The organism is Mesorhizobium sp. P2_E7 (genome assembly GCF_056403855.1).
In genome coordinates, this window is record NZ_JBFUER010000001.1 from 2,488,390 (window position 1) to 2,513,042 (window position 24,653).

Sequence of the window (24,653 nt, forward strand, 5' to 3'; positions counted from 1 at the left end):
CAATCCCTCAGCTCAGAGGCTTCTCGCCGATGGTCACAGCGACATCGCGCTGCTCGCCGCCGCGCACCACGCCGAGCGTCACCGCAGCACCCGCGCTATCCGGCCCAAGCTTGCGGATCAGCTCGCGCGGCCCGTGCACGGCCTCGCCGTTCCACGCCACGATGATGTCGCCCAGCGCAAGGCCAGCGGCCTTGGCCGGACCATTGTCGTCAAGGCTCATCACCATGGCGCCGTGCGCCGCGCCGTCACGGATCGGGTGCAGGCCGGCGCCGAGATAGCCGCGCGCGACATGACCCTTTTCGCGCAGGGTCGCCACCGCCCGCTCGATCGTCTCATAAGGCATGACCAGGGCGCGGCCACGCGGGCCGAACAGCAGCATGCCGATCAGCGCGCCCTTGGCGTCGAGCACCGGACCGCCCTCGAAACGGCCGCCGGCATTGACGGCAAGATTGATGCGCCGGTCGATGGTGCCGCCGCGCATAGAACGCCAGGCCGGACCGACCTCGCCGACCGAACCCGACACCGCCAGTGCCGAACCCTGGCTGCTACCGATGGCAATGGCGATGTTGCCCGGCCGCACCGCATCCGCCTTGGCGAGCGCCGGCGCCGTGGCCGCAGCTGCCGGCTTCAGAAGCGCGACGCCGGTCGAGGGATCGCGGCCGATCAGTTCGGCCTTGACCGTCTCGCCCGAAGCCAATGCCAGTTCGATCTCCTCGCCGGCCTCGACGGCTTCCTCGGCGGTGACGAAATAGCCGTCACGCCAATGGAAGGCGCTGGCGGTGCGATGGTGATGGGTGGCGAAACTTGCCGTCACGGGTGCTGCCGCAGCAGCGACATCGGCGATGGCCTCGGAAAAGGCGCTCAGGTTGAAGTCGCTCATTTGGGTCTCCTGGGTTTCTTGCATGCCCCAGATATCGCTCGGCAGCCGGCTCGCAGATACTCGCCTGACGGCTAGTTCAAGGTTTCACTGGCCATCTGGTCAGGTCGCGGCGGTTCCAGCCGCTCCGCACATATAGTGCGTGTCGCCCAAAAGTGCTCAGCGGTTTTGGGATGACGACACGCACAGGAAAAAATCACGAACACGCCTGAAAACACGGAGCCCAGCCATGGCCCTCGCCGCCGCCAAATTTCAACCGGACGACATACTGCTCGATGCCTATTCGACGACAGTGGCAGATGCCGTCGACCGCATCGGCCCCGCGGTCTGCCGGATCGAGCGTGTCGGTGGCCAGGGCGGCCACGGCTCCGGCTTCGTCATCGCGCAGGACGGCTTGGTCGTCACCAACTTCCATGTCGTTGGCGACGCCAGGACGGTGCGTGTCTCGATGCCGGACGGCGCCTCCAGCGAAGGCCGCGTGCTTGGCCGCGATCCCGACACCGACATCGCGCTGGTGCGCGCTGACGGCAGCTTCGCCGATGTCGCGCCGCTGGGCGATTCCAAACGGCTGCGGCGCGGCCAGATTGCGATTGCCATTGGCAATCCGCTCGGCTTCGAATGGACCGTGACGTCAGGCGTGGTCTCCGCGCTCGGCCGTTCGATGCGCGCCTCGACCGGCCGGCTGATCGACGACGTCATCCAGACCGATGCGGCGCTCAATCCCGGCAATTCCGGCGGGCCGCTGGTGTCGTCGGCCGGTGAGGTCATCGGCGTCAACACCGCCATGATCCATGGCGCGCAAGGCATCGCCTTCGCGGTTGCCTCCAACACCGCGAACTTCGTCATTTCGGAGATCATCCGCTTCGGTCGCGTGCGCCGCGCCTTCATCGGCATCTCCGCCGACACCACCAACCTGCCGCGTCGCGCAGCGCTTCTGTCACAGGTGTCGACCAACACCGCTGTGCGGCTGCGCAGCGTCGAGAAGAACGGCCCGGCGGCAAAGGCCGGGCTGAAGGAGGGCGACATCATCGCGGCCATTGACGGGCGCCCGGTCACCGGCGTCGACGACCTCGTGCGCATGCTCGACGCTGAACGCATCGGCCGCGAGACGCTGTGCACCGTGGTGCGCCGCAGCGGCGTCAGCCAGGTGACGGTGACGCCGGTGGCAAGGGCAAGCTGAGCCTCATCGCTGCTTGAGCACCCGCCCGAGCAGCGACACCAGCAACCGCGCCAGGTCGCCGGTCGGGTCAAGGTCGGGGTCGTAGATTGTCATGTCCATGCCGATGCAGCGCTGATCCGCCGCCAGCGCCGACAGGATCGGGACGAGATCGTCGGGATCGATGCCGGGACTGCCGGGCGAATCCACCGCCGGCATGATCGTCTGGTCGAGCACGTCGACATCGAGATGCAGCCAGTAGGGACAATCGGCGCGCGCCAGCGTCGCTCTCGTCGTCTCCAGCACTTTTTCGGCGCCGAGGTCCTGCGCGGCAAAGACATCGATGCGCGTGATCGCAGTCGCATTGATGTCGGGCCAGGCAAAATCGGCATCGCGGCTCTCGCGCTCGCCGATCTGCACCACCGTTTCGTCGGCAACGAGCGGACCGGCAATGCCAGGCCACTCGGTCAACAAGGACTCGCCGCGTCCGGTGGCGAGCGCCAGATCCATGCCGGCGGCGGAGCCGAGCGCGGCATCGACATCGTAATTGCCCGGATGGCGAAAATCGCTGTGGCCATCGACATGGATAAGCGCGACCGCGCCTGCGCGTCGCGCCGCCGCCAGGGCGCCAAGCAGGATCGAACAATCACCGCCGATGACCACGGGGAACTCGCCTTGCCCAAGCGCACCGGCGACGATCTCGGCAAGTTCGAGGTTGAAGCGGCGGATCGCCGGACCGTTGCGCAGGCGGGTGCCCGGTTGCGGCTCGGTGCTGTAGGCAGGCCGCTCGAGATCGACCACCCGCGCCGGCGCAAGCACGTCGACCAGCCCAGCCTCGCTCAACGCCTCCGGCGCCCGCCAGGTGCCGGGCACATGGCCCGGGCGTAACGGCCGAAGGCCGAGATTGGAGGGCGCATGGATGAGACAGATGTCACGCATGCAGCAGGACCGGCTTCAGCATCCATCCAGCATAGACTGCATCGCGTGACCCCGGCCACAGAGGTCGGAGCCGCTGCCGACATTTGCTGCCATCGGTACGGATTTCACGCGCCCGCCGCGCCCTCCGCGAACTGCGCCAGAAACTCCTCGCTTGGCGGGATCGGCTTGATGACGTCGATCAGCACGCCATTGGGATCCCTGGTGATGAAATGGCGCTGGCCGAAGGGTTCGTCGCGCAGCGAGCGCAGGATCGGCAGCCCGGCCGCAACGATCCGCTCATAGACCGCGTCCGGATCCCTGACTTCGAAATTGATCAGCAGGCCCGACGTGCGGCCGCGCCCCTCTTCCGGGATCGTTTCGTGGTCGCCGTGGACGATGCCGAGATTGACGCGCCGATCCTCGGCCGACTGCAGATGCACATACCAGTCGCTCGCAAACAGCGGCTTGAAGCGGAAGTGGTTGATATAAAAGGTTTTCGTGCCGGCCACGTCGCCCGTCATCAGCACTGGATAGTAGCTCGTCGTCTTCATCTTTCTTTCTCCCGCCAATTAACATACAGTCTGCATGTAAATTGGAATAACATACAGGCTGCATGTATGCAACGAGAAACTGCCCGCCGTTCCAATCGTGATCGCACCGAAGCGACGCGCGCCGACCTGATCGCCGCGGCGCGCAAACTGTTCATCGAAAAATCCTATGCCGAGACCGGCACGCCGGAGATTGTTGCGGCCGCCGGCGTCACCCGCGGCGCGCTCTATCACCACTTCGCCGACAAGCAGGCGCTGTTTGCCGCCGTAGTCGAGCAGGAGGCGGCAGTGGTGGCGCAAGAGATCGATCGCGCCTCGCCGCCCTCGCTGTTTGCCCGCGATGCGCTAATAGCCGGCTCGGATGCCTATCTCGCCGCCATGCGCCTTCCCGGCCGCACCCGGCTGTTGCTGCTCGACGGCCCGGCCGTGCTTGGCCGTGCCGCCATGGATGCGATCGACAACCGCCATGGCAACCGTTCATTACGCGAAGGTCTGGTTGCCGCGATGCGCGAACAGTCGATGATCAGACTGCCGGTCGACGCGCTGACCGCTTTGCTCGCCGCGGCTTTCGATCGTGCGGCGCTGGCCGTCGAGGCGGGTGCCTCGGCCGAGGATTATCACGTCGTGCTCATGGCGCTGATCGACGGACTGGCTCCGGCTCGTCCACAGGCACCTGGCCCGGCTCGAACTCGTTGAAACAGCCGAGCTGGCTTTTGAACTGGTCGATCAGCCAGGCCGCCGCCGGTTTCGGACTGCGGTCGACGCGGTGCATGGCATAGAGCGGCCCCTTCACCTCCTTGAACGGTTCGAGATCGAGTTCGACCAGCCTGCCGCTCGCCAGGTCGTCGGCGATCAGCCAGCGCGGCAACCCGCCCCAGCCCAGCCCCGCGCGCATCAGGACATGCTTGGTGCGCATGTCCGTCAGCCGCCAGGTGCGGTAGGCAAAGACGCCGTAATCGCGTCCCTTGGTGCGCTCGGACTGATCGGAGACGACCAGCTGGATGTGTTCGCGCACATCCTCGAGCGCCACTGGCTTCGGCAGCAGCGCCAGCGGGTGGTTGGCTGCCGCGGCCGGCACCATCGACATGTAGCCAATATTCACCAGATGCACGTCGACCTCGCCCAGCAGCCCGCCAATGCCGAGATCGGCCTGGCCGCTGAGGACAAGGTCGGGAATCAGGCCGAGCGTGCCGATATGCAGGCGCAACATCACCGTCGGAAACTGCGCCTCGAACGCTTTCAGCACCCGCACCAGCACCGGCGCCGGCAGCGCCGCATCGAGTGCCAGCGCGAGCTCCGCCTCCAGCCCCTGGTGGTGGCCGTCGACGCGCGAGCGGATGCGCTGCAGCACACCGACCATGCGCCGCGCATCCTCCAGCATCGCCCGGCCGATTTCGGTCAGCTGCGGTTCGCGCGTGCCCTCGCGCTCGAACAGTTTTAAGCCGAGCTGCGCCTCGAGGTTGGCGATGCCGTAGCTGATGACGGACTGCGCCCTGTTGAGCTTGCGCCCGGCGGCCGAGAAGCTGCCGGTGTCGGCCACCGCCACCAGGATCTGCAATTGGTCAAGCGTCGGATTGGGTTGCATGGCATATCTACTTTATGGATGGATCATATAGAAAATATACCAGTTTTTTGAATGGATGGATAGACCCATATCAAGCGGGACAATTCAATTCCCACTGGAGAGAACCGCTATGTCCATCCTTCTTGTAACCTCGAGCCCGCGTGGCTCTGCTTCGCACTCGACCCGCATCGCCACCGAATTCGCGCAGAAGCTTGTCGCCGCCGATCCGTCGGCCGAGCTTGTCGTGCGCGATCTCGTCGCCAACCCGCTGCCGCACATCGACGCCGACTATTCCACCGGCATCTATACGCCCGCCGAGGCCCGCACCCCGCGCCAGGCCGACGTCGTTGGTGTTTCCGATGTCGCGCTCGACGAGCTGTTCGCCGCCGACACCGTGATCCTGGCCACCGGCTTCATCAACTTCAACATCTCTTCGACGCTGAAGTCGTGGGTCGACCATATCGCCCGGTCCGGCAGGAGCTTCTCCTATGGTGAGGGCGGCCCGAAGGGCCTCGTCACCGGCAAGAAGGTCTACATCGTGCTTGCCTCCGGCGGCATCTATTCCGAAGGCGCGGCCGTGCAGCTTGATCACGCTGTCCCCTATCTGCGCTCGGTGCTCGGCTTCCTCGGCATGACCGATGTCGAAGTCATCCGCATCGAAGGTGTCGGCATGGGCGCCGATGCCGTGACGGCAGCGCTCGCCAAGGCAACTGCCAAGGTCGACGCCGTGGTGGCCGCAACCGCCAACCAGCAAATCGCAGCGGCGGCGTAAAGCGCCGGCGCTCACTCGCTCGATTGAAAAAGGCAGGCGCCGAAGCGCCTGCCTTTTTCTTGTCGAGCGGCGCTACAGGATCGCCGCGCAACGCCATTGGTTATTCGGCCTGTCTGCGTTATCGGTCGCGGATGTTTTTGTCCGTCGCCACAACGCACCGTCCGGCCACCGATCTCGGCTTCTTGCTGCACAAGCATCCCGATCGGCTGCATGAGACTGAACTGTCCTTCGGCAAGGCCTGGCTATTCTATCCGGAGGCGACCGAGGAACGGTGCGAGGCCGCACTGCTGCTTGACGTCGACCCGATAGGCCTCGTGCGAGGCAAGGGGCAGGCGGACGGCTTGCTGGATCAATATGTAAACGACCGGCCCTATGCGGCATCGTCCTTCCTGTCGGTGGCGCTGAACAAGGCGCTGCGGACCGCAATGACAGGCATCTCGAAGGAGCGCCAGCAACTGGCCGACAGCGACCTGCCGCTGGAGGCCGTGGTGACCCCGCTGCCGTTGCGCGGCGGTGAGGCTCTGGTTCGAGACCTGTTCGAACCCTTGGGATGGGCCGTCGACCTGACGCCGATCGAAACGATCGGATCTGGCGCGGGAGGCCCCCGATACGGTCATCTGAGGCTGACAGGCACCGGTCGGCTAAGCAGCCTGCTCAACCACCTCTATGTCCTGATCCCGGTGATGGACGACGCCAAGCACTACTGGGTTGGCGAGGCGGAGATCGACAAGCTGCTGTCCAAGGGTGAAGGCTGGTTGGAGAGCCATCCCGCCAAAGACCTGATCATACGCCGCTATCTGCGCAATCGCGGCGCCCTGGCTCGCATCGCTCTGGAGCGGCTGGCACCCGAGACAGCCAACGAGGCCCTGCCGACCGAAGCACGGGTCGCACCCGAGGAAGCGCTGGAGGCGCCCATCCGGCTCAACGATCTGCGCATGGACGCCGTGGTGCAAGCCATTCGCGCGACCGGCGGGACCAGTGTTGCAGATTTGGGATGCGGCGAAGGCAAGCTGCTCTATCGGCTCGTGCGCGAAAAATGGGTCCACAAGCTGTTCGGCCTCGACCCCGCCGCACGCGAACTGGAATGGGCCGCCAAACGTCTGAAGCTGAACGAGTTCGGCGGACCGCCCGAAGGTCGGGTCACGCTGCTGCACGGATCGCTGACATATCGCGACAGCCGCTGGGCTGAAGCTGATGTCGCCGTGCTGGTCGAGGTCATCGAGCATCTCGATGAAGACAGGCTGCCCCTGATCGAACGTGTCGTCTTCGGCGAGACGGCGCCCAAATTCGTGATCGTGACCACGCCGAACGCTGACTACAACGCCTTGTTCCCCAATCTCGCTGCCGGTGCTTTTCGCCATCCGGATCACCGTTTCGAATGGGGCCGGGCTCGATTTGAAGCCTGGGCAGCCAGCATCGGCGAGACCTATGGCTATAGCGCCGCCTTCAGCGGCATCGGAGCCGTGGACGCCGTGCTCGGCGCGCCGACGCAGATGGCGGTGTTCACCCGATGAGAGAGCCCGACAAGACCGACCTCACCATCCCCGACTTCGCCCTCGTCGTGTTGATCGGCTCGACCGGATCGGGCAAGTCGACTTTCGCCGCCAGGCACTTCCTGCCGACCGAAATCATCTCCTCGGATCGCTGCCGCGCGCTCGTCAGCGACAGTGAGACTGACCAGGATGTCTCGGCCGACGCCTTCGATCTGGCGCGCGAGATTGCCGGCAAAAGGCTGAAGCACCGCAAGCTGGCCGTCATCGACGCCACGAATGTGCGGGCCGCCGACCGCAAGGCCTGGGTCGAACTGGCGCGCAAGTGGCACGCTTTGCCGGTCGCCGTGGTCATCGATCCGGGCGTCGATGTATGCGTCGCGCGCAACGCGCTGCGAGCCGACCGTCCCTTCGGCGCCGGCGTGGCCCAGCGCATGACGACCGAAATCCGCAAGGGTCTCGGTAGTCTGCAGCGCGAAGGTTTCCGTCAGGTCTGGAAGCTTACCAGCGAGGCCAGTATCGACGCGGCCAAGGTCTCGCGCCAGCCGCTGTGGACCGACAAGCGCGATGACCATGGTCCGTTCGACATCATAGGCGACGTCCACGGCTGCGCCGACGAACTTCAGGCCCTGCTCGCTCAACTCGGCTACAGCGTCGCCTGGTCCGAGGACCATGGCGAACGAACCGTCACGGTGACACCGCGGGAGGGCCGCAAGATCGTCTTTGTCGGCGACCTCGTCGATCGCGGCCCCAACGTGCCCGACGCCTTGCGCATCGCTATGAGCATGGTCGCGGCCGGAACCGCCTACTGCGTCCAGGGCAATCACGAACGCAAACTCAGCCGCTGGCTGGAAGGCCGCAAGGTCACGGTCGCCCACGGCCTGCAGCAGAGCATCGATCAACTGGAGACCCAGGATCGGGGCTTGAGAGAAGCCCTGCCGGCCTTCCTCGACAGCCTGCGCAGCCACGTCTGGCTGGACGGCGGACACCTCGCCGTCGCCCATGCCGGCCTCAAGGAAGAGATGATCGGACGCGGCTCCGGCGCCGTGCGCGAGTTCGCCCTCTTCGGCGAAACCACGGGCGAGATCGACGAATTCGGCCTGCCCGTCCGCGCTGATTGGGCGGCAGCCTATCGCGGCAAGACGGCGGTGATCTATGGACACACACCGGTGCTCTCGGCCGAGTGGGTCAACAACACGCTTTGCATCGACACCGGCTGCGTGTTCGGCGGCAAGCTGACGGCCTTGCGCTGGCCGGAACGCGAACTGGTCGACGTCCCGGCTATCCGGACCTGGTCCGAGCCCGTGCGTCCGCTCGGTGGATCCGGTCTCGGCAAATCGGCACAGGCCGACGCCGACGGCGTGCTCGACTATCAGGATGTTTCCGGACGCCGCTGGATCGAGACTGAACTGAGGGGCCGGGTCGTCGTGGCGGAAGAGAACGCCGCGGCCGCACTCGAAGTGATGAGCCGCTTCGCGTTGTCGCCGCAGTGGCTGGTCTACCTGCCACCAACGATGTCGCCGTCCGAGACCAGCAGCGAAAGCGGCTGGCTGGAACGTCCCGAGGAAGCCTTCGCTTACTTCCGCGAACGGGGTGTCGCCCAGATCGTCTGCGAGGAAAAGCACATGGGTTCGCGCGCGGTGATCGCACTGTGCCGAAACGCGCAGACGGCGCGCGACCGATTCGGCGTGATGGGGGGCGAAACCGGCGCGATCTGGACCCGGACCGGACGCGCCTTTTTCAACGACATCGGGATGACGGAGGGACTGCTCGCCCGCCTCCGCGCCAGTGTCGACGCCGCGGATCTGTGGAAGGAACTGGACAGCGACTGGCTGCTGCTGGACGCTGAGATCATGCCCTGGTCGGCGAAGGCCGGCAGGCTGATTGAAAGCCAGTACGCCCCGGTGGCGACGTCCGCCACCGCTGGCTTCCAAACCAGCCGCCAGGCGCTGGCCCGTGCGGTGGCGCGCGGTGTCGATGCGACCGCGCTGGCCGCTCGCCTTGAAGACCGGGCTGCGCGTGCCGCCAGATATGCCACCGCCTGGGCACCTTACGTGTGGCCGGTCGCTGATATCGACGACCTGAAGGTCGCGCCGTTTCACCTGCTCGCCAGTGAGGGACGTGTCTGGTTCGATCAGGACCACGTCTGGCACATGACCCTTGCAGACCGTCTGGCCGCGGGCAATGGCGTGGTGACGCGAACACAATGGCGGGTGGTCGATCTGGCCGACGCCACCGCTTGTGCAGAGGCTGTCGCATGGTGGGAGACGCTGATCGGTTTGGGCGGTGAAGGCATGGTGGTGAAGCCCCGTGACTTCGTCAGCCGGAACAAGAAGGGGATCATCCAGCCGGCGCTGAAAGTGCGCGGCCAGGAGTATCTGCGCATCATCTACGGCCCGGAGTATGATGCACCGGACAATCTCGTCCGGCTGCGCGAACGAGGCCTGGGCGGCAAGCGCAATCTGGCGCTCAGAGAGTTCGCCCTCGGTCACGAGGCGCTGAAGCGGTTTGTCGCCAGGCAACCGCTAAGACGTATCCACGAATGCGTTTTCGGCGTCCTGGCGCTGGAGAGCGAGCCGATCGACCCAAGGCTGTAATCTAGCCGAAAATCTTCTCGCCCTGCTCGTCGACGAGTTGGATGCCCTTCTTGATTGAGATGTCGACGGCATCATCGAGCCCGGCGAAACGGTCGGCGCGGATAAAGCGGTGCTCCTTCATCACGCCGCCGACTTCCTTCGAAACCACGCCGCAGGTCTGGTACTGGCCATCCGCCTTGTAGGGCGTGGCGCTGACCAGGAATCCCTTGTGCTCGATCTGTTTTGCCGGCGCTGCGCTCTTTGGCTCGCCGCTGTCACCGCCGCCTCCGCCGCCGAAAAGACGTTTCAGAAAAGACATGGGGGACCCTCCAACGGCAATCATCCCGCATCACATGGTGTGATGCGAGATGATTTTCACTAGCGGTCCTTGGCTCGGTGGGCAAGGGCCGTGGCCCTTCCGCGAATCCGCGTTAGCTGCGCGACAGCGCCTCAAGAGCTTCGGCGGCGCCTTCCAGTATGGCGATCGCTTCGGCCTGCTTTTCAGCCGGTGCATCGACGATCTCGCCGAGCGCTGCGCGCAGCCGGTGGCGGACAGTGCGGAACTCGTCGCGGGCTTCCGAACGGCCGCCGCGGCCACGCCGTCCGCCTTCCTCGCTCTCGTCGTTCCAGCCGAACCACTCTCGCGCCTTGGCCATTTTGCGGCCGAAGCGCTCGAGATGCTCGAGCACGCCGTCGATCATCTCGCGGTTTTCGGTGAGGTGCGCCTGCCCCGCCTCGGTGATCGAAAATACCTTCTTGTTGCCGTCGGCCGCAGAAGCGGCATAGCCGGCTTCTTCGAGGAAGGTCAGCGTCGGATAGACGACGCCCGGGCTCGGGCTGTAGATGCCGCTGGTGCGCTCCTCCAACGCCTTGATGATGTCGTAGCCGTGGCGCGGCGCCTCGGCCAGCAGCGACAGCGTGATCAGCTTGAGATCGCCGTCGGCCAGCATGCGCCCGGCGCGAAACATGTCGCCCGGGCCGCCGCGTCCTCCGCCACGTCCGCCGTGACCGAATGGGCCGAAGCCGCCGCCCCCTCTGCCACCAAATTTGCCGCCGAACTTGCCGGCCATATGCAGGAATGCGCGCTCGGCGCGCTCGCCAAAGGGATGATGTCTGTGCATGAATTGCTCCTTGAGTTATATCTTACGATACATCTTAAGTAGGCTCGCGCCATCGACGAGTCAAGATATATCTTACGATGTATCTAAAGGCAGTGCCAGATGGTTGATTTCACCGACACCGACAGCTAGAAGGCACGTGAGGGGCCCGACCTCTCCGTAAGCGTCTGACGTCAAGCAACGCATCCAACCCCGGTCTTTCCGGGCAATTTCGCCGGAAACCCGGCGCAATGGATGCCAAATGCGACGGACCGGATACTTCAGGAAAATCCAAAAATGACCACGACCCGTAAGCGCGGCAAGCTGCCGGCGCGCTATGCTGCCATCGTCAGCCCACTGGTGCTGTCGCTGCTGATGACCTTCATCGTCTCGTTCATCTCGACGCTGAAAAGCCTTGGCCCTCAGCCCAACCTGCCCTCTGTCTGGCTCACCGCCTGGGGCTTGTCCTGGCTGGTGGCGTTTCCGACGCTGCTGCTTGTGTTGCCGGCCGTGCGACGCATCGTCGGCTGGCTATGCGAGCTGCCGGCCCGGTAACGCTCACGACGGCAGGCCCGAAAAAAATTTCGGGCCTGCCTCTTTACCAGCGGCCTTTGCGCCGGTTCCAGGCATAGAGAAGGTCAGCAAAGCGATCATAGGCGAACCGGGTCAACGGCAGTGCGATCGGATTGCCGAACAGCGCAGCCAGCCAGCCCTCGCCCGGCGTCGCCTTCCAGACGGCAACAGCGACATCGGCGCCGACCAGCAGCCTGCCCTGGGGATCGGTGGCATGCAGCCGCCGGCGGATGTCCTCCAGCGAAGCGCCGTGATCGGCGAGCGCCGCCGGTTCGAGGTTGATGTCGCGGAATTCGATTCGCCCGGCCTTGATCGCCTCGATCAGCCGCCGTTTCTGCCGGGTGATGCCGCCATCGCAGACCGGACAGCGCGTGTTGTACCAGACGGTCAGCAGAGAGCCCGCCATTAGCCGTGGTCGTGCCGGTGGTGCAGGTCGGGATAGTGCGCGTGCGCATGGCGCATCGACGCATGCCGATGCCAGTGCGAATGCGGTTCCGTCACCATCCCATCATGATCGTGCTGGTGGTGCTCGTCATGCACATGACTATGCTCATGCTCAAGAGCCTGGTGATCATGCTCATGATCGTGACGCTCGGACAGATGCAGCCACAGGCCGACGCCCATCAAAAGTCCGGCAATTACCAGCTTCAACGTCAGGGGCTCACCGAGGACAGACACGGCAAGCAGAGCACCTATGAACGGCGCCAGCGAATAGTAGGCCCCTGTGCGTGCCGTGCCGAGATGGCGCAGCGCCAGGATGAACATTACCAGGCTGATGCCGATGGCGAAAAAGCCGGCTGTCGCTGCCGCGGCGACGATGGACACAGCGGGAAATGATGCACCGGCAATCAAGGCGAGCCCAACATTGACGATGCCTGCCACCAGCCCCTTCAGCATGGCGATCACCACCGGGTCGGTGGCGGAGATTTTACGGGTGAAATTGTTGTCCAGGCCCCATGCCAGGCAAGCTCCGGCAACCAGCAACGCGCCAAGGTTGAAGGCAACACCCTGGCCTTGCCATGACAACAGAATCGCACCGGCAAGGATGGCGAAGGCACCGAAAAGCAGTCGACGATCGACATTCTCGCGATAGATCAGCCAGGCTATCGCCATGGTAGCCAGCCCTTCAAGGTTGAGCAGCAAAGCGGAGCTGGATGCGGTATTCAGTGTGAGGCCGAACATCAGAAGCACGGGGGCGACGATGCCACCCATACCGATCGCCAGCGCCAGCCATGGCATATCCTTGCGGGCCAGTTGTGCTTCGCCGGCGGCTGCCTGCATGCCTCTAAGCAGGCGAAACACAGCCAGCCCTACACCCGCGCCGAGATAGAGCAGGCCCGCCAGCATGAAGGGATTGACTGTATCAAGAAGCAGCTTGGAGAGCGGCGGTGCCGCGCCAAACAAGGCGGCAGAGCCAAGCGCAAGCGGCACACCGGGCCATAGATGCGAATGTGAAAGCGGTTCAGACATGACGCCATCCTACCACAGCGCTGCGTCCCGTCTTTCCCTTGCGCGCCGCAAATCAGAACTCGTAGCCGAAGCGCTCGAAGTCTCTGACATAGAGCCGCCGCACGATCGCTTTCGCCTCTTCGTCGTAGAGGGCGCGATAGTCGACCGGCGCGCTGACGTTCGATCGGGGAAGCTCGGCGGGAAGGCCGAGCCGCTCGGCCAGGACATTGAACTGCTCGGCCAGCGTTTCGAAGCGCAGGATCTCGTCGACGATCAGCTTTCCATCTCCGTCCGAAATCCAGCTTGTCTGATCCACGCGCGCCAGCCGGTTCTTGCGTTCGAGGTAGCGCAGGAATGCCTTGAAGTCCCAGCGCTGCGCCTGGCGATGCCGGCGCCGCGAGGTTTTCCGGCGCAAATGCTGGTAGTTGGAAACGACCAGCTCGAAAGGGTTGCGCACCACGGCGAATTTGTAGGCGCCGTCATAGAGCTGGGGCGGCAATTTGCGCCGCAGCCAGCTGGCTCTGTCATGCTGGTTGAAATTTGCCCTTTCCGGCGCTTCGCGAACCGGCAGATGCGACAGCAGGCGCCGCCATGGCGTCGGCTTCGGCCTCAGGCACCATGGCCGCAGCGCACGGGTGATCGAGGTCCCGGCCGTCTTCGGGATGTGGATGAAAATGAAGTTCTTCTCGAGCGAGAGGAGCATTTCTCTTCAATATCGGCAGATCAGGCACCGTCAAGCGGCACCCCGCACCGACCGCCTGGAAATGCTTCCGGCCTCGTTACTTCAAGCTGCCGGCAATTACCCAAGCGAGGTGACGATCTCGCGATAGGCAAATTCTGGGAAAGCCTTGAGCGTTCGCGTCCTGACGCTGCCGCCCGCCCCCAGCATCAGCGCAAAACGCGCCAACACCGCATCGTCGGGTGCCTCGACCACGGCCACCATGTCGCATTCGCCCATGGTGAGATAGAACGCCTTGAACGATCCGCCCATGTCGGCCAGCTGCTTCTTGGCGGCATCGAGCCGCTTCGGCGACTCGCGCACATTCCTGGCGCCCTGTTCGGTCCAGTTCATCAGCAGGATGTAGGTTGTCATCGCACACCTCCCTCCGGCGCCACGGAGCACGGCTCAGGTCGTAGACCTGGGCCGGGGCGAACATCCGGTTTGTCACCCAGAACACGCATCCGACGGGAAGTATCCGCCCGCAGCGAGCTTCGTGCAAGGACCGCCGTGCCAGCCCCATTGATGCGTGAAGGCGATTTCTCCAAGCGCCAGGGCGGCGGCATAGCAACGACCGCAAAACTGTCGGCGCCGACCAGGGAAAGCCGGTTTAAAAATCCACCTGACTACGGCAATCTCCGTTTGTGGCCATCGACCTGGCGGAAGTCCCCGCCGATCCAGCCGCTGGAGAGCTTCATGCGCGAGACCATCGACCTGCCGCCGGGACAGATCGAAATTCCTGCCGCATGGACTGGCGAGGAAATGGCGAAGCATCCTGAAAATTGGCTGGTCGAATTGGACAGGCGGGATGTCGCGGAACTGGAATTGGCGGCAACCGGCTTTCTCGCCCGCTCGCAAGATATCGGCAACTTGACCAGGGCCGATTTCCCCTTGCCCCGGCTTGCCGGCTATCTCGCCGCCCTTCGCGAAAAACTCATCGCAGGCATTGGGTTCGAGGTGCTTCGCGGCCTCCCGGTCGAGAAATATTCCGCGCAAATGGCGGCAACGATCTTCTGCGGGATTGGCGCGCATCTGGGAAGCGCACGGTCGCAGAATGCCCAGGGTCACATACTCGGCCATGTCCGCGACACAGGCGCCGACGCCAGGGATGCCACGACGCGCATCTACCAGACGGCGGAGCGCCAGACATTTCACACCGACTCCGCCGACGTCGTCGGTCTGCTCTGCCTTAGAGATGCCATGCAAGGCGGCGAGTCCCTGCTGGTAAGCACTGTGACGATCTACAACGAGATGCGAAAACGATGGCCCGATCTGGTCCGCCTGCTGTTTGATCCGATTGCCACCGACCGGCGCGGCGAGGTACCGGAAGGCGCAAAGCCCTACTTCGAAATCCCGGTCCTCAACTGGCATGCGGGATTGCTGACCGGCATTTATCAACGCCAGTACATCGACAGCGCGCAGCGCTTCCCGGATGCCATGCGGCTAAGCCCCGCGCATGTCGAGGCGCTGGACCTCTTCGACAGCCTTGCCAATGACCCGAAACTAAACCTGTCGATGCGGCTGCGGCCCGGCGATATGCAGTTTGTCTACAATCATTCACTGCTTCACGACCGTATGGGTTTTCGCGATTGGCCAGACTCCGACAGGCGGCGCCATATGCTGCGCCTGTGGCTGTCGGTGCCAGGCGATCGCCCGCTGCCCGAGTGCTTCAGACAGCGTTATGGCTCAATAGAAATTGGCGACCGGGGCGGCATCATCGTCAAGGGGACCCGGCTGAACGTGCCGTTGTAGAAAAGGTCCTTCGCCCATCGTCTAACCGTCGACCGTCCTGATCAAACCCTCCGACCGACTGATTTGGTCCTTCAGTATGTATCGATGGCTAAGGCCGACTGATTCTTCTGGAAGTCCCAGATAAGTGGCGAGTTCCTCGTGGAGGTCGAGCGGCGAGATATAGTCTTTCGCCCCATCCATTCCTAAAATCTGAAGCAGATCGTCCGTTGCGCCCGGTGCGCCGAGCGTGGCCAGCAATGCCGGAGCGTCTTCGAGCCGGGGGCGCATGTCCTCCTCGCCTGGGTCACTCATCTCCATGCCGGGACAGGAATTGTAGCGAGATTTAATAGTACCGTGCTTTGCAACCCAGAGGCCAAGCTGTTCCTCGTCATAGACGGTGATCGCTATGCCGATGCACGATAGATCGAGAGTCAGGCGCTGGAGCAAAGGTTCGATCCAGCGCGGGTCCAGCCCGTCTGAATACTGGTCTGAGAACGTGGTCCAGCCGTTCTGTTCGACTGTCACGAAGGCGTCGATGTTCTTTAATCTTAGCCAGTCGGCCAACGCTTCTCGCGTTGGCCCTTTTATGCTGATGGTGCCGTAGGTCGCGCCCACCCGAAAATCCTCAGCTGTCGAGGAAGCTCCTGAGCTTGCGGCTGCGGCTCGGGTGCTTGAGCTTGCGCAGCGCCTTGGCTTCGATCTGGCGGATACGCTCGCGGGTGACCGAGAACTGCTGGCCAACTTCTTCCAGCGTGTGGTCGGTGTTCATGCCGATGCCGAAGCGCATGCGCAGCACGCGCTCTTCGCGCGGCGTCAGTGAGGCCAGCACGCGCGTGGTGGTCTCGCGCAGATTGGCCTGGATCGCCGCGTCGATCGGCAGGATCGCCATCTTGTCCTCGATGAAATCGCCCAGATGCGAATCCTCCTCGTCGCCGACCGGCGTTTCGAGCGAGATCGGCTCCTTGGCGATCTTCAGCACCTTGCGCACTTTTTCGAGCGGCATTGCGAGCTTTTCGGCCAGTTCCTCCGGCGTCGGCTCGCGGCCGATCTCGTGCAGCATCTGGCGCGACGTCCGCACGATCTTGTTGATCGTTTCGATCATGTGCACCGGGATGCGGATGGTGCGCGCCTGGTCGGCGATCGAACGCGTGATCGCCTGCCGGATCCACCATGTCGCGTAGGTCGAGAACTTGTAACCGCGGCGGTATTCGAATTTGTCGACCGCCTTCATCAGGCCGATATTGCCTTCCTGGATCAGGTCGAGGAACTGCAGCCCGCGATTGGTGTATTTTTTGGCGATGGAGATGACGAGGCGCAGATTGGCCTCGACCATTTCCTTCTTGGCGATTGCCGCTTCGCGCTCGCCCTTCTGCACCTGGTTGACGATCTTGCGGAATTCCAGGATCGAGATCGCCGTTTCGGTGGCGAGGTTCTGGATCTCCGAACGCAGATCCTTGATCGCGTCCTTCTCGTTCTTGGTGAATTCCTTCCAGCCGCGCGAGGTCAGGTTGCCGATCGAGCGCGTCCAGTTCGGGTCGAGCTCGGAGCCCTGATATTCCTTCAGGAACTCCTCGCGGCGCACGCCATAGCTTTCGGCCAGGCGCAGCAGCTTGCCTTCGTTCTGCACCAGACGCTTGTTGATGTCGTAAAGCTGCTCGACCAGCGCCTCGATGCGCGCGGTGTTGAGCGACAGCGACTTCACAGCCTTGATCAGCTGGTCCTTCAGCTCCTTCAGGCGGCGGTCCTGGCTGGGCGACAGCGTGCCGGCCGCGGCCAGTCGGTTCTCGACCTGCTGGTCCTGCAGCTTGCGAAGCTTCTTGTAGGTGTCGGCGATGACGTCGAGCGTCTCCATCACCTGCGGGCGCAGTTCGGCTTCCATCGCCGCCAGCGACAGGCTGGCCTCGTCCTCGTCTTCCTCGTCGTCATCGACCAGGCCGCGCGTGTCGGTGCCGACATTGGTGATGTCGTCTTCGTCGTCACGGCCGCCGCGGCGCGGCTTTTCCTCGGGCTTCGGGGTTTCCTCGATGCGCTCTACCACCGGCGCCTGCTTGGCCTCGGGGCCGGCATAGGTGGCTTCAAGGTCGATGATCTCGCGCAGCAGGATCTTGGATTCGTTGAGCTCGTCGCGCCAGATGATGATGGCCTGGAAGGTCAGCGGGCTTTCGCACAGGCCCGCAATCATCGTCTCGCGGCCGGCCTCGATGCGCTTGGCAATCGCAATTTCGCCCTCGCGCGACAGAAGCTCGACCGAGCCCATTTCGCGCAGATACATGCGCACCGGATCGTCGGTGCGGTCGGTCGGCTCTTTCTTGGTGGTCGTGGCGGCGACGGCGGTGCCGGTCTGCTCGGCCAGTTCGTTGGCGTCTTCCTCGGCGTCGGCAGTGCTGTCGGCGGCCTCGGGCTCCTCGCCCTGGTCGTCATCCTCGACCACGTTGATGCCCATGTCGGACAGCATCGCATTGATGTCCTCAATGCGATCCGGATCGGTCTCTTCCGAAGGCAGCACCGCATTCAGCTCGTCGAGGGTCACATAGCCGCGCTTCTTGGCGGCCTTGATCATCTTCTTGACAGCATCATCGGAAAGGTCGAGCAGAGGCCCATCGGTGGCGCCTTCACGTTCGGTCTCGACCTCTTCCTTTTCCTTTGTCGCCATAGTCTTTATCTTCTCCTAGCGGCCGAACAGCGAAGCCGCGTAAGCTTCCGCACCGGTCAAATTATGCGCTCGTAACGAAACGCGCTTCACCGGGCCGGTAACCGCATCAACTCTTTTGTTTGGTTCATATCGTACCCCAAAACCGGTTTTCACTTTTGGGCGACATGCATTAAGTCCAGATTAACCCTGATATCTGTGGCAGGCTAACAGCCTGTCCAGTGATCAGCACCTCGCATCGCTGCATTTTCCATCGACGCTGGCACGGGTTAACGTTTCGAATCGTCCTGATTCCGTCATTCTGCCAGAAGGTCAAGCGCCTCTCGCATGATTCGCATCAAAAAAGCGAATCAATTACCCGACTTAGAGGCGTCGATTCGACGCGCAGCACATTACATCATTCATTCTTGCGCAGGTTTCGACCTACACACGCCCAGCCTTGCCCGAGGACACGCCGAACCCTTCGATCAGCGCTTCCGTTGCCTGCACATCACGAAATTGCGCCTGAATCTCGACGAGATGCCGGTAGTTTTCGTCTGTGGGATCGCTGGCGAGCGCTGCTTCCGCCTGCTTCAGCTCCTTATGTAAGGTGCGCGCGCTGCGCTGCAAGTGCAGCGCCTGGTTGAAGGCGTCGCGAGCATCGTCAAGGGCGGCGGTTTCCAGCGCCGGCCATTGCCTCGCCCGCTGGATCAGCGCCACCGCGCGCCCCCAGATCTCTGCGCAGCCGGCACGCTCGATCGTGCTGACCACCGCACCGCGGTCATTGGCCATGTCATGCGCCATGGCGTCGAGTATGGCGGCGTGCAGCCGCTGCAGATCGCTGTTTGCGAGATCGAGGAACTCGACATGGGCGAAATTCTCGTCGATCAGCGCGGGGTGATTGACGAGAGCGACGATGATCGTCGCCTCGCGAACCGACATCATCTCGCCGCCGCGCTTGACCATGGCGGAACGGCCGAGGCTTTCGGTGATCGCGGCGCGCGCGCCGACTCCGCTGCCTTTCGCGAACTGGCCGCCGGGTGCCGCCGTTTTGCCCTGCCCCGGCTTCCAGTCCTGGCGCGGTTGCCGAACAAAGCGCTGGGCGCTGAAGAAGGTTTGCTCCCGCTCGCGCATCCACTGCTGGTAGTGATAGCGCTGGCTCTCATCGCGGATGCGGCTGGTCAGTTCGCGCAGCGTCTTTGTCAGCCCTGCCCGCCGCTCGGGCGTGTCGAAGACGCCACCGGATGTCTCGCGCATCCACAACAACTCAGCCAACGGCCGTGCTTCGGCAAGCACGGTGCGAAACGCATCCGGTCCCTCGGCCTTGACCAGATCGTCGGGATCCTTGCCCTCGGGCAACAGTGCAAAATGTACCGAACGTCCCGACTGCACCGACGGCAGCGCAAGATCAGCGGCCCGCCATGCCGCCTTCAGCCCGGCCTGGTCGCCGTCGAAGCACAGCATCGGCTCGGGCGCCATGCGCCACAACAATTCGAGCTGGTTTTCGGTCAGCGCGGTGCCGAGCGGCGCCACGGCATTTTCGAAGCCGGCCTGCGCCAGCGCGATGACGTCCATATAGCCTTCGACGGCAATCACCGTGCCGCCCTTGGCCAAGGCTTTGCGGGCGCGGGCGAAATTGTAGAGCACATTGCCCTTGTGGAAGAGCTCGGTGTCGGGCGAGTTCATGTATTTGGCGAGCGCATCCGGCGCCAGCGCGCGGCCGCCAAATGCAATGATCTTGCCCCTGGAATCCGGGATCGGGAACATGATGCGGTCACGGAACCAGTCATAGGAGACCGGGATATCGTCGCCATGGCGCACCAGCCCGCAGGCCTCGATGTCGGCCTTGGGCACGCCCTTGGCGGCAAGATGCTCTTTCAGCGCATTGCGGCTGTCCGGTGCAAAACCCAGCCGGAACGATTGCTGAGTCGCCGGCGTCAGCCCGCGGTCTCTGAGGTAGGCGCGCGCCTTGGCGCCTTCCGGCCCCTGCAGCCGTTCCTGGAAGAAGACAGTCGCCATCTCCATGACGTCGGTCAGGCTGGCGCGTTCCTTCTCGCGCTGTTCCTCCCGTTCGTCGCGCACCGGCATCGGCACGCCGGCCATCTCGGCGATCTTCTCGACCGCTTCGGGGAAACTCATGCCATCGAGCTCGGTCAGGAATTTGAAATGATCGCCCGACACCGAACAGCCGAAACAGTGGTAACGGCCCTTCTTGTCCTCGCAGTGAAAGGACGGGCTCTTCTCGCCATGGAACGGACAGCATGCCCAGTAATCGCCGCGCGAAGCGTTGGTCTTCCTCCTGTCCCATGCGACGCGCTGGCCGATAACCGATGAAATCGGCACACGGTCGCGTATCTCGTCAAGAAAGGCGGGCGGAAAGCGCATCGGGAAACTCGTTTCCCCACCATATAATCATGCCGGCGAAATCCGACGACCCCGAATACCGGCCATACCCGGTTTCCACAGGCAAAAAGAAAGGCGGCCGTATCGGGCCGCCTCCCTTTCAGGTCCAACAGTGCGGCCTACTGCGCGGCAATGGCGCCGAAGATGATGCCGGATAGGATGCTGACCAGCACATAGTCATTGCCGACGCGGATCCACTCCTGGCCTCGGCCGGGACGATGCAGGCCATAACGGCCATAGTCGCGGATCGGCTGGTGCTGTCTCCAGCTCGAATATTTCTGGCCATTGCGCCAGTTGTTGCGCTTCACGACCACTTTCTTTTCGAAACGCTTGTGGATCACGCGCTTCTGGATGACGCGCTTCTTGACATCCCTGTTGGTGGGCTTCTGCCAGTCGACATTGGTGTAGTTCGACTGCGGTGCGACCGGCGCGTTCACCGGTGCGGCCTGGCCGGTCAGCGAAGTAGCAGTCAGCATCGAGAAAGCGAGGGCGGAAAGAACAATGCGTTTCATAACGGGGCTCCTTGGTTGTCGATGCCAGAGGAGTAGCGTTCGAAGGATGAACTGAAACTGAACACCAGCATTACAATTATGTAATGAATTCCTTCGCTTATTCCCGATATTTCAACATCACCATGAAATCCGGAGCCGATCGGCACGAATGCGGCGCGTCGATACGCAAGCGTCCGCAATTCCTTTATTTCCGACACCCGTTGTCGTGCGCCGACGCGCCCTTGAAATCGACAATATTTTATTACCCGGCTAAACTAATCGAGCTATTATCAACTGCAGCCATGATCATGATTCGCACTCTCGTTCTCCCAATCGGATCCCGCGCTGTTCGCGTCGCCGTTGCTCGTCGCATGCAGGCCTCGACATGAGCGGTTCCGTCGTCCTCCTGCATCTGGCCGGCGCCGTGGCGCTGATGCTGTTTGCCACCCGCATGGTGAAAACAGGCGTCGAACGTGCCTATGGCGACGTGCTGCGACACAAACTGCGCGCCACCATGCGCAATCCGATCATGGCGGTGCTGGCCGGCTGCGGCCTGTCGATCGCGCTGCAGAGCTCCACCGCCGTCACGCTTCTGGTCGGCTCCTTCGCCGGCGCCGGCATCGTGTCCGGCATATCGGGCCAGCTTGCGGTGCGCGGCGCCGAGATCGGTTCGGCACTGGTAGTCAAGCTGTTGACCTTCGATCTCACGCTGCTGGTGCCGATCTGCCTTGTCGCCGGCACCATCATGTTCATGGCCACCGAGCGGCGCGACTGGCGCCAGTCCGGCCGCATCCTGGTCGGCATCGGCCTTTTGCTTCTGTCGCTGGAAATGATCGGCCAGGCGTCTGAGCCGCTGCGCCAGAGCACGCTGATGCCGCTCATCGTCAACTATTTCTCCGGCGATTTCGTCACCGCCTACCTGCTTGCAGCCCTCATCACCTGGCTGTTCCACTCCTCCATTGCCGCGGTGCTGCTTTTGGTGACGCTCGCCGGCCGTGGCTTCATCCCACCGGAACTCGGCATCGTGCTGGTACTCGGCGTCAATCTTGGCTCGTCGATCATCGCGCCGCTGCTCACCCGCAGCGCCGAGCCCGGCGTGCGCGTCGTGCCGATCGGCAATCTGTTGATGCGCGGCATGGGCTCGCTGGTGATGCTGATCCTGTTCATGACGCTGAGGCCGCCGGTGGCCTTCCTCGGCACGACTGTACCCGACCAGATCGTCAACGCCCACATCCTGTTCAATGTGCTAGTCCTGCTCGCCGGCCTGCCGCTTGCCAGCCTGGTCTATCGCGCTTCGGAGAAGATCGTGGCGATGGGCACCAAGCCCGAACCGGCTGCAGCGCTCGACGTGGTGGAGTTGTCCGCGCTCAACGACAGCGCGCTCGACGTGCCGAGCCAGGCACTGGCCAACGCCACCCGCGAGGTGGTGCGGGTCTGCGAAACGGTCGAGATCATGCTCAAGCGCATCATCGAGCTCTATGAAAGCGCCGACGGCGACAAGATCAAGGCGCTGGCTGCCCTTGACGACCGCGTCGACAGGAAGCACGCCGCGATCAAGCTCTATTTGGCCAAACTGACCAGGAACTCGCTCACAGAGGACGAGGCGCTACGGTGCCAGGAGTTGATCGGCGCCTGCGTCAAGCTCGAACAGGTCGGCGACATCATCGTGCGCAACATGCTGGTGCATGTGAGGAAGAAGTTCGAGCGAGGGCTGGAGTTCACGCCCGAGGGCTGGAGCGAGTTGCTCGCCTTCCATACTTCGGTGCTGGCCAATGCCAGGCTTGCCTTCAACGTACTGGTCTCGCGCGATCCGGAAACCGCGCGCCAGCTGGTGCTGGAGAAGGACCGCCTGCGCGACCGCGAGAAGGAAACCAGCGCCAGCCATTTCGTGCGCCTGCGCGACGGCACCGCCAAGAGCGTCGAGACCAGCTCCATCCACCTCGACACCATCCGCGACCTGAAGCAGATCAACTCGCTGCTGGCGTCGATGGCCTACCCGGTGCTGGAAGAGCGCGGCCTGCTCGGCGGGTCGAGATTGAAGGCGAGCTAGGCCCGAACCAGCGCCGGCAAAATTAGTCTTTGCGCCTCCAGCCATCCGTCGGCTAAGCATCGGCCAGGCCACCGGGAGGAAAATCGATGGACACTCATTCGCGCAGCTTTGCCAAGGCGCTGTCTTGGCGCGCCACAGGCACCATCGACACGATGATCATCTCACTTGTCATCACCGGCAGCATCAAGCTTGCCGCAGCCATCGGCGCCACCGAGGTCGTCACCAAATCCCTGCTGTATTACCTTCATGAGCGGGCGTGGCTGAAAATCCCCTACGGCAGAAAGAATGCCGCTTAGGCTTGGCGGCCGACCGCCCGATCGGAATGAGCCCGATCAAGAAAAGCTAAAGCGGCGTCGACAATTTCTGCATTGCCGGCAAGCACCATCCATGATTTGAGGCGACCTCATTCAAGGATCGCTTCCGCGCCATGCTTCCGCTCATTGCCCTGTTCATTGCCGCCTTCGCCTTCGGCACCACCGAATTCGTCATCGCCGGTGTATTGCCGCAAGTGGCCGATGGTCTCGGTGTTTCGATCCCGACCTCCGGCTATCTCGTCTCCGGCTATGCCGGCGGCATCGCGGTTGGCGGACCACTGCTGGCGCTCGCCACCAAGCGCATTTCCCGCAAAACCCTGCTGCTTGGCCTCACCGTCGCCTTCACGATCGGGCAGGCCGCCTGCGCGCTGGCGCCCGACTTTACCTCGATGCTGCTGCTGCGCATTGCCGTTGCCGTCGCGCATGGCGCCTATTTCGGCGTCGCCATGGTGGTGGCTGTCAGCCTTGTCCCCGAGGACAAGCGCGGCATGGCGGTCGCCGTCATTCTCTCCGGCCTCACCGTCTCCAATGTCATCGGCGTGCCGGCCGGCACCGCGATTGGCAATCTCTGGGGCTGGCGCGCCACCTTCTGGGTGATGTGCGCGCTGGGTGTGGTGTCGTTTGCCGCCATGGCCGCACTGCTGCCGCGCAAAACGGGCGCATCGAGCCCGTCCACCAGCCTTGGCAGCGAGGTTCGTGTGCTGGTGCGTCAGCAGGTCTGGACCTCGCTCATCCTGATGCTGATGCTGATGATCGGCCAGTTCGGCCTGTTCACCTACATCACCCCGACACTGCTCGAGGTCACCCACCTCGACGAGAGCCTGATTCCCTGGGTGCTGCTGCTCAACGGAGTCGGCGCCACGATCGGCGTCTTCCTCGGCGGCAAGCTGTCGGACTGGAAGCTGATGCCGTCGCTGATCACCATGCTTGCCCTGCAGGCAGTGATGCTGGGTGTGATCTATGCGGTCAGTCCCTACCCCGTGCCGATGGTCGTTGCGATTTTCATCTGGGGTGGCCTCAACTTCGCCATCGGCACGCCGATCCAGACCCGCATTCTGGCCTGGACGGCGGACGCCTCCAACCTCGCCTCATCGCTCATCCCCTCGGGCTTCAATGTCGGCATCGCGCTCGCGGCATCGCTGGGCGCTGCCATGCTGAATGCCGGTTACGGCTATCGCAGCCTGCCGGTGGTCGGCGCCGCGGCCATGCTGGTCGCGGTGGCGGTGGCGCTGGCCTCCTACATCTGGGAAGGGCGCAGCCGCGCAGCGCCGCCGCTGCCGGCCGCGGCGGAGTAGCA

Annotated in this window: 24 protein-coding genes; 10 read left to right on the forward strand and 14 right to left on the reverse strand. The window is 63.5% G+C overall.

All coding sequences use genetic code 11. The features are described from left to right. Window positions 1-7: 7 nt before the first annotated feature. Window positions 8-880, reverse strand: a complete 873-nt coding sequence (locus AC1DYC_RS12225) for a S1C family serine protease (protein ID WP_477406598.1) — start codon at window positions 878-880, stop codon at window positions 8-10. A 226-nt stretch (window positions 881-1,106) separates the two neighbouring features. On the opposite strand from AC1DYC_RS12225, the gene AC1DYC_RS12230 reads away from it, so the two are divergent. After that, the gene (locus AC1DYC_RS12230; RefSeq protein ID WP_477406600.1) at window positions 1,107-2,057 is read left to right on the forward strand and encodes a S1C family serine protease; all 951 of its coding nucleotides are present in this window, start codon (window positions 1,107-1,109) and stop codon (window positions 2,055-2,057) included. Window positions 2,058-2,060: 3 nt separating this feature from the next. Here the strand turns inward: AC1DYC_RS12230 and AC1DYC_RS12235 are convergent, their stop codons facing one another. Continuing rightward, window positions 2,061-2,972: an arginase family protein gene (locus AC1DYC_RS12235; RefSeq protein WP_477406602.1), complete on the reverse strand. Its 912-nt coding sequence runs from the start codon at window positions 2,970-2,972 to the stop codon at window positions 2,061-2,063. Window positions 2,973-3,076: 104 nt separating this feature from the next. After that, entirely contained in the window at window positions 3,077-3,502 is a 426-nt protein-coding gene (locus AC1DYC_RS12240) for a VOC family protein (protein WP_477406604.1), read from the reverse strand. 66 nt (window positions 3,503-3,568) lie between these two features. On the opposite strand from AC1DYC_RS12240, the gene AC1DYC_RS12245 reads away from it, so the two are divergent. Then, complete coding sequence (locus AC1DYC_RS12245; RefSeq protein WP_477406606.1) at window positions 3,569-4,195, forward strand: TetR/AcrR family transcriptional regulator; 627 nt, start codon at window positions 3,569-3,571, stop codon at window positions 4,193-4,195. Here the strand turns inward: AC1DYC_RS12245 and AC1DYC_RS12250 are convergent. Beyond that, window positions 4,128-5,084 carry a LysR family transcriptional regulator gene (locus tag AC1DYC_RS12250; RefSeq protein ID WP_477406608.1) on the reverse strand — a complete coding sequence of 319 codons (957 nt, stop codon included), beginning with the start codon at window positions 5,082-5,084 and terminating at the stop codon, window positions 4,128-4,130. The two genes, AC1DYC_RS12245 and AC1DYC_RS12250, sit on opposite strands and share 68 nt — an antisense overlap. Before the next feature lie 109 nt (window positions 5,085-5,193). Between AC1DYC_RS12250 and AC1DYC_RS12255 the strand changes: the two genes are divergently transcribed. The 3 genes from AC1DYC_RS12255 (at window position 5,194) to AC1DYC_RS12265 (ending at window position 9,922) form a co-directional block, all read left to right on the forward strand. After that, the gene (locus AC1DYC_RS12255) at window positions 5,194-5,835 is read left to right on the forward strand and encodes an FMN-dependent NADH-azoreductase (RefSeq protein ID WP_477406610.1); all 642 of its coding nucleotides are present in this window, start codon (window positions 5,194-5,196) and stop codon (window positions 5,833-5,835) included. Between the two features lie 131 nt (window positions 5,836-5,966). After that, a complete protein-coding gene (locus tag AC1DYC_RS12260) occupies window positions 5,967-7,349 on the forward strand; it encodes a 3' terminal RNA ribose 2'-O-methyltransferase Hen1 (RefSeq protein ID WP_477406612.1) in 1,383 nt (460 codons plus the stop codon). Continuing rightward, complete coding sequence (locus AC1DYC_RS12265) at window positions 7,346-9,922, forward strand: polynucleotide kinase-phosphatase (protein WP_477406614.1); 2,577 nt, start codon at window positions 7,346-7,348, stop codon at window positions 9,920-9,922. Before AC1DYC_RS12260 ends, AC1DYC_RS12265 begins: the two co-directional genes overlap by 4 nt. A 1-nt stretch (window position 9,923) precedes the next feature. On the opposite strand, the gene AC1DYC_RS12270 is transcribed toward AC1DYC_RS12265, so the two are convergent. After that, window positions 9,924-10,220 (reverse strand): HlyU family transcriptional regulator, encoded by a 297-nt coding sequence (locus AC1DYC_RS12270; RefSeq protein WP_477406616.1) that lies wholly within the window; start codon window positions 10,218-10,220, stop codon window positions 9,924-9,926. 112 nt (window positions 10,221-10,332) lie between these two features. Beyond that, the gene (locus AC1DYC_RS12275; RefSeq protein ID WP_477406618.1) at window positions 10,333-11,022 is read right to left on the reverse strand and encodes a PadR family transcriptional regulator; all 690 of its coding nucleotides are present in this window, start codon (window positions 11,020-11,022) and stop codon (window positions 10,333-10,335) included. 273 nt (window positions 11,023-11,295) lie between these two features. Between AC1DYC_RS12275 and AC1DYC_RS12280 the strand changes: the two genes are divergently transcribed. Then, window positions 11,296-11,553 carry a DUF2798 domain-containing protein gene (locus tag AC1DYC_RS12280; RefSeq protein WP_112563373.1) on the forward strand — a complete coding sequence of 86 codons (258 nt, stop codon included), beginning with the start codon at window positions 11,296-11,298 and terminating at the stop codon, window positions 11,551-11,553. Between the two features lie 43 nt (window positions 11,554-11,596). Here the strand turns inward: AC1DYC_RS12280 and AC1DYC_RS12285 are convergent, their stop codons facing one another. From AC1DYC_RS12285 to AC1DYC_RS12300, 4 genes are all read right to left on the reverse strand, one after another. After that, a complete protein-coding gene (locus AC1DYC_RS12285) occupies window positions 11,597-11,977 on the reverse strand; it encodes a thiol-disulfide oxidoreductase DCC family protein (RefSeq protein WP_477406620.1) in 381 nt (126 codons plus the stop codon). Then, window positions 11,977-13,041: a DMT family transporter gene (locus AC1DYC_RS12290; RefSeq protein WP_477406622.1), complete on the reverse strand. Its 1,065-nt coding sequence runs from the start codon at window positions 13,039-13,041 to the stop codon at window positions 11,977-11,979. Before AC1DYC_RS12290 ends, AC1DYC_RS12285 begins: the two co-directional genes overlap by 1 nt. A gap of 52 nt (window positions 13,042-13,093) precedes the next feature. Beyond that, a complete protein-coding gene (locus AC1DYC_RS12295) occupies window positions 13,094-13,723 on the reverse strand; it encodes a sulfotransferase family 2 domain-containing protein (protein WP_477406624.1) in 630 nt (209 codons plus the stop codon). Between the two features lie 96 nt (window positions 13,724-13,819). Next, window positions 13,820-14,113: a GYD domain-containing protein gene (locus tag AC1DYC_RS12300; protein ID WP_112563285.1), complete on the reverse strand. Its 294-nt coding sequence runs from the start codon at window positions 14,111-14,113 to the stop codon at window positions 13,820-13,822. 321 nt (window positions 14,114-14,434) lie between these two features. On the opposite strand from AC1DYC_RS12300, the gene AC1DYC_RS12305 reads away from it, so the two are divergent. Then, the gene (locus AC1DYC_RS12305) at window positions 14,435-15,490 is read left to right on the forward strand and encodes a TauD/TfdA family dioxygenase (protein WP_477406626.1); all 1,056 of its coding nucleotides are present in this window, start codon (window positions 14,435-14,437) and stop codon (window positions 15,488-15,490) included. Between the two features lie 21 nt (window positions 15,491-15,511). Here AC1DYC_RS12305 and AC1DYC_RS12310 read toward each other — a convergent pair whose 3' ends face one another. The 4 genes from AC1DYC_RS12310 to AC1DYC_RS12325 all read right to left on the reverse strand — a co-directional run bounded on the left by AC1DYC_RS12310 (window position 15,512) and on the right by AC1DYC_RS12325 (window position 21,013). Next, window positions 15,512-16,084, reverse strand: coding sequence for a hypothetical protein (locus AC1DYC_RS12310; RefSeq protein ID WP_477406628.1), 573 nt, complete (start codon window positions 16,082-16,084; stop codon window positions 15,512-15,514). Between the two features lie 10 nt (window positions 16,085-16,094). Next, window positions 16,095-18,122, reverse strand: a complete 2,028-nt coding sequence (gene rpoD, locus AC1DYC_RS12315; RefSeq protein ID WP_477400976.1) for an RNA polymerase sigma factor RpoD — start codon at window positions 18,120-18,122, stop codon at window positions 16,095-16,097. 420 nt (window positions 18,123-18,542) lie between these two features. Next, window positions 18,543-20,483: a DNA primase gene (gene dnaG / locus AC1DYC_RS12320; RefSeq protein WP_477406629.1), complete on the reverse strand. Its 1,941-nt coding sequence runs from the start codon at window positions 20,481-20,483 to the stop codon at window positions 18,543-18,545. 137 nt (window positions 20,484-20,620) lie between these two features. Further along, entirely contained in the window at window positions 20,621-21,013 is a 393-nt protein-coding gene (locus tag AC1DYC_RS12325) for an RcnB family protein (protein ID WP_477406631.1), read from the reverse strand. A gap of 364 nt (window positions 21,014-21,377) precedes the next feature. Here AC1DYC_RS12325 and AC1DYC_RS12330 point away from each other — a divergent pair, with 364 nt between their 5' ends. From AC1DYC_RS12330 to AC1DYC_RS12340, 3 genes are all read left to right on the forward strand, one after another. Beyond that, the gene (locus tag AC1DYC_RS12330) at window positions 21,378-23,042 is read left to right on the forward strand and encodes a Na/Pi cotransporter family protein (RefSeq protein WP_477406633.1); all 1,665 of its coding nucleotides are present in this window, start codon (window positions 21,378-21,380) and stop codon (window positions 23,040-23,042) included. A gap of 86 nt (window positions 23,043-23,128) precedes the next feature. Beyond that, window positions 23,129-23,338, forward strand: coding sequence for a DUF2061 domain-containing protein (locus AC1DYC_RS12335; protein WP_142866937.1), 210 nt, complete (start codon window positions 23,129-23,131; stop codon window positions 23,336-23,338). Between the two features lie 131 nt (window positions 23,339-23,469). Continuing rightward, entirely contained in the window at window positions 23,470-24,651 is a 1,182-nt protein-coding gene (locus AC1DYC_RS12340; RefSeq protein WP_477406635.1) for an MFS transporter, read from the forward strand. The last annotated feature ends 2 nt before the right edge of the window (window positions 24,652-24,653 follow it).

Bases quoted from the DNA above. Each gene is read 5' to 3' on its own strand.
- AC1DYC_RS12255 (WP_477406610.1), top strand. From the start codon at position 5,194: ATGTCCATCCTTCTTGTAACCTCGAGCCCGCGTGGCTCTGCTTCGCAC.
- AC1DYC_RS12290 (WP_477406622.1), bottom strand. From the start codon at position 13,041: ATGTCTGAACCGCTTTCACATTCGCATCTATGGCCCGGTGTGCCGCTT.
- AC1DYC_RS12265 (WP_477406614.1), top strand. From the start codon at position 7,346: ATGAGAGAGCCCGACAAGACCGACCTCACCATCCCCGACTTCGCCCTC.
- AC1DYC_RS12335 (WP_142866937.1), top strand. From the start codon at position 23,129: ATGGACACTCATTCGCGCAGCTTTGCCAAGGCGCTGTCTTGGCGCGCC.
- AC1DYC_RS12240 (WP_477406604.1), bottom strand. From the start codon at position 3,502: ATGAAGACGACGAGCTACTATCCAGTGCTGATGACGGGCGACGTGGCC.
- AC1DYC_RS12260 (WP_477406612.1), top strand. From the start codon at position 5,967: ATGTTTTTGTCCGTCGCCACAACGCACCGTCCGGCCACCGATCTCGGC.
- AC1DYC_RS12275 (WP_477406618.1), bottom strand. From the start codon at position 11,022: ATGCACAGACATCATCCCTTTGGCGAGCGCGCCGAGCGCGCATTCCTG.
- AC1DYC_RS12235 (WP_477406602.1), bottom strand. From the start codon at position 2,972: ATGCGTGACATCTGTCTCATCCATGCGCCCTCCAATCTCGGCCTTCGG.
- AC1DYC_RS12230 (WP_477406600.1), top strand. From the start codon at position 1,107: ATGGCCCTCGCCGCCGCCAAATTTCAACCGGACGACATACTGCTCGAT.
- AC1DYC_RS12295 (WP_477406624.1), bottom strand. From the start codon at position 13,723: ATGCTCCTCTCGCTCGAGAAGAACTTCATTTTCATCCACATCCCGAAG.
- AC1DYC_RS12285 (WP_477406620.1), bottom strand. From the start codon at position 11,977: ATGGCGGGCTCTCTGCTGACCGTCTGGTACAACACGCGCTGTCCGGTC.
- AC1DYC_RS12270 (WP_477406616.1), bottom strand. From the start codon at position 10,220: ATGTCTTTTCTGAAACGTCTTTTCGGCGGCGGAGGCGGCGGTGACAGC.
- dnaG (WP_477406629.1), bottom strand. From the start codon at position 20,483: ATGCGCTTTCCGCCCGCCTTTCTTGACGAGATACGCGACCGTGTGCCG.
- AC1DYC_RS12325 (WP_477406631.1), bottom strand. From the start codon at position 21,013: ATGAAACGCATTGTTCTTTCCGCCCTCGCTTTCTCGATGCTGACTGCT.
- AC1DYC_RS12280 (WP_112563373.1), top strand. From the start codon at position 11,296: ATGACCACGACCCGTAAGCGCGGCAAGCTGCCGGCGCGCTATGCTGCC.
- rpoD (WP_477400976.1), bottom strand. From the start codon at position 18,122: ATGGCGACAAAGGAAAAGGAAGAGGTCGAGACCGAACGTGAAGGCGCC.
- AC1DYC_RS12330 (WP_477406633.1), top strand. From the start codon at position 21,378: ATGAGCGGTTCCGTCGTCCTCCTGCATCTGGCCGGCGCCGTGGCGCTG.
- AC1DYC_RS12340 (WP_477406635.1), top strand. From the start codon at position 23,470: ATGCTTCCGCTCATTGCCCTGTTCATTGCCGCCTTCGCCTTCGGCACC.
- AC1DYC_RS12245 (WP_477406606.1), top strand. From the start codon at position 3,569: ATGCAACGAGAAACTGCCCGCCGTTCCAATCGTGATCGCACCGAAGCG.
- AC1DYC_RS12305 (WP_477406626.1), top strand. From the start codon at position 14,435: ATGCGCGAGACCATCGACCTGCCGCCGGGACAGATCGAAATTCCTGCC.
- AC1DYC_RS12300 (WP_112563285.1), bottom strand. From the start codon at position 14,113: ATGACAACCTACATCCTGCTGATGAACTGGACCGAACAGGGCGCCAGG.
- AC1DYC_RS12225 (WP_477406598.1), bottom strand. From the start codon at position 880: ATGAGCGACTTCAACCTGAGCGCCTTTTCCGAGGCCATCGCCGATGTC.
- AC1DYC_RS12250 (WP_477406608.1), bottom strand. From the start codon at position 5,084: ATGCAACCCAATCCGACGCTTGACCAATTGCAGATCCTGGTGGCGGTG.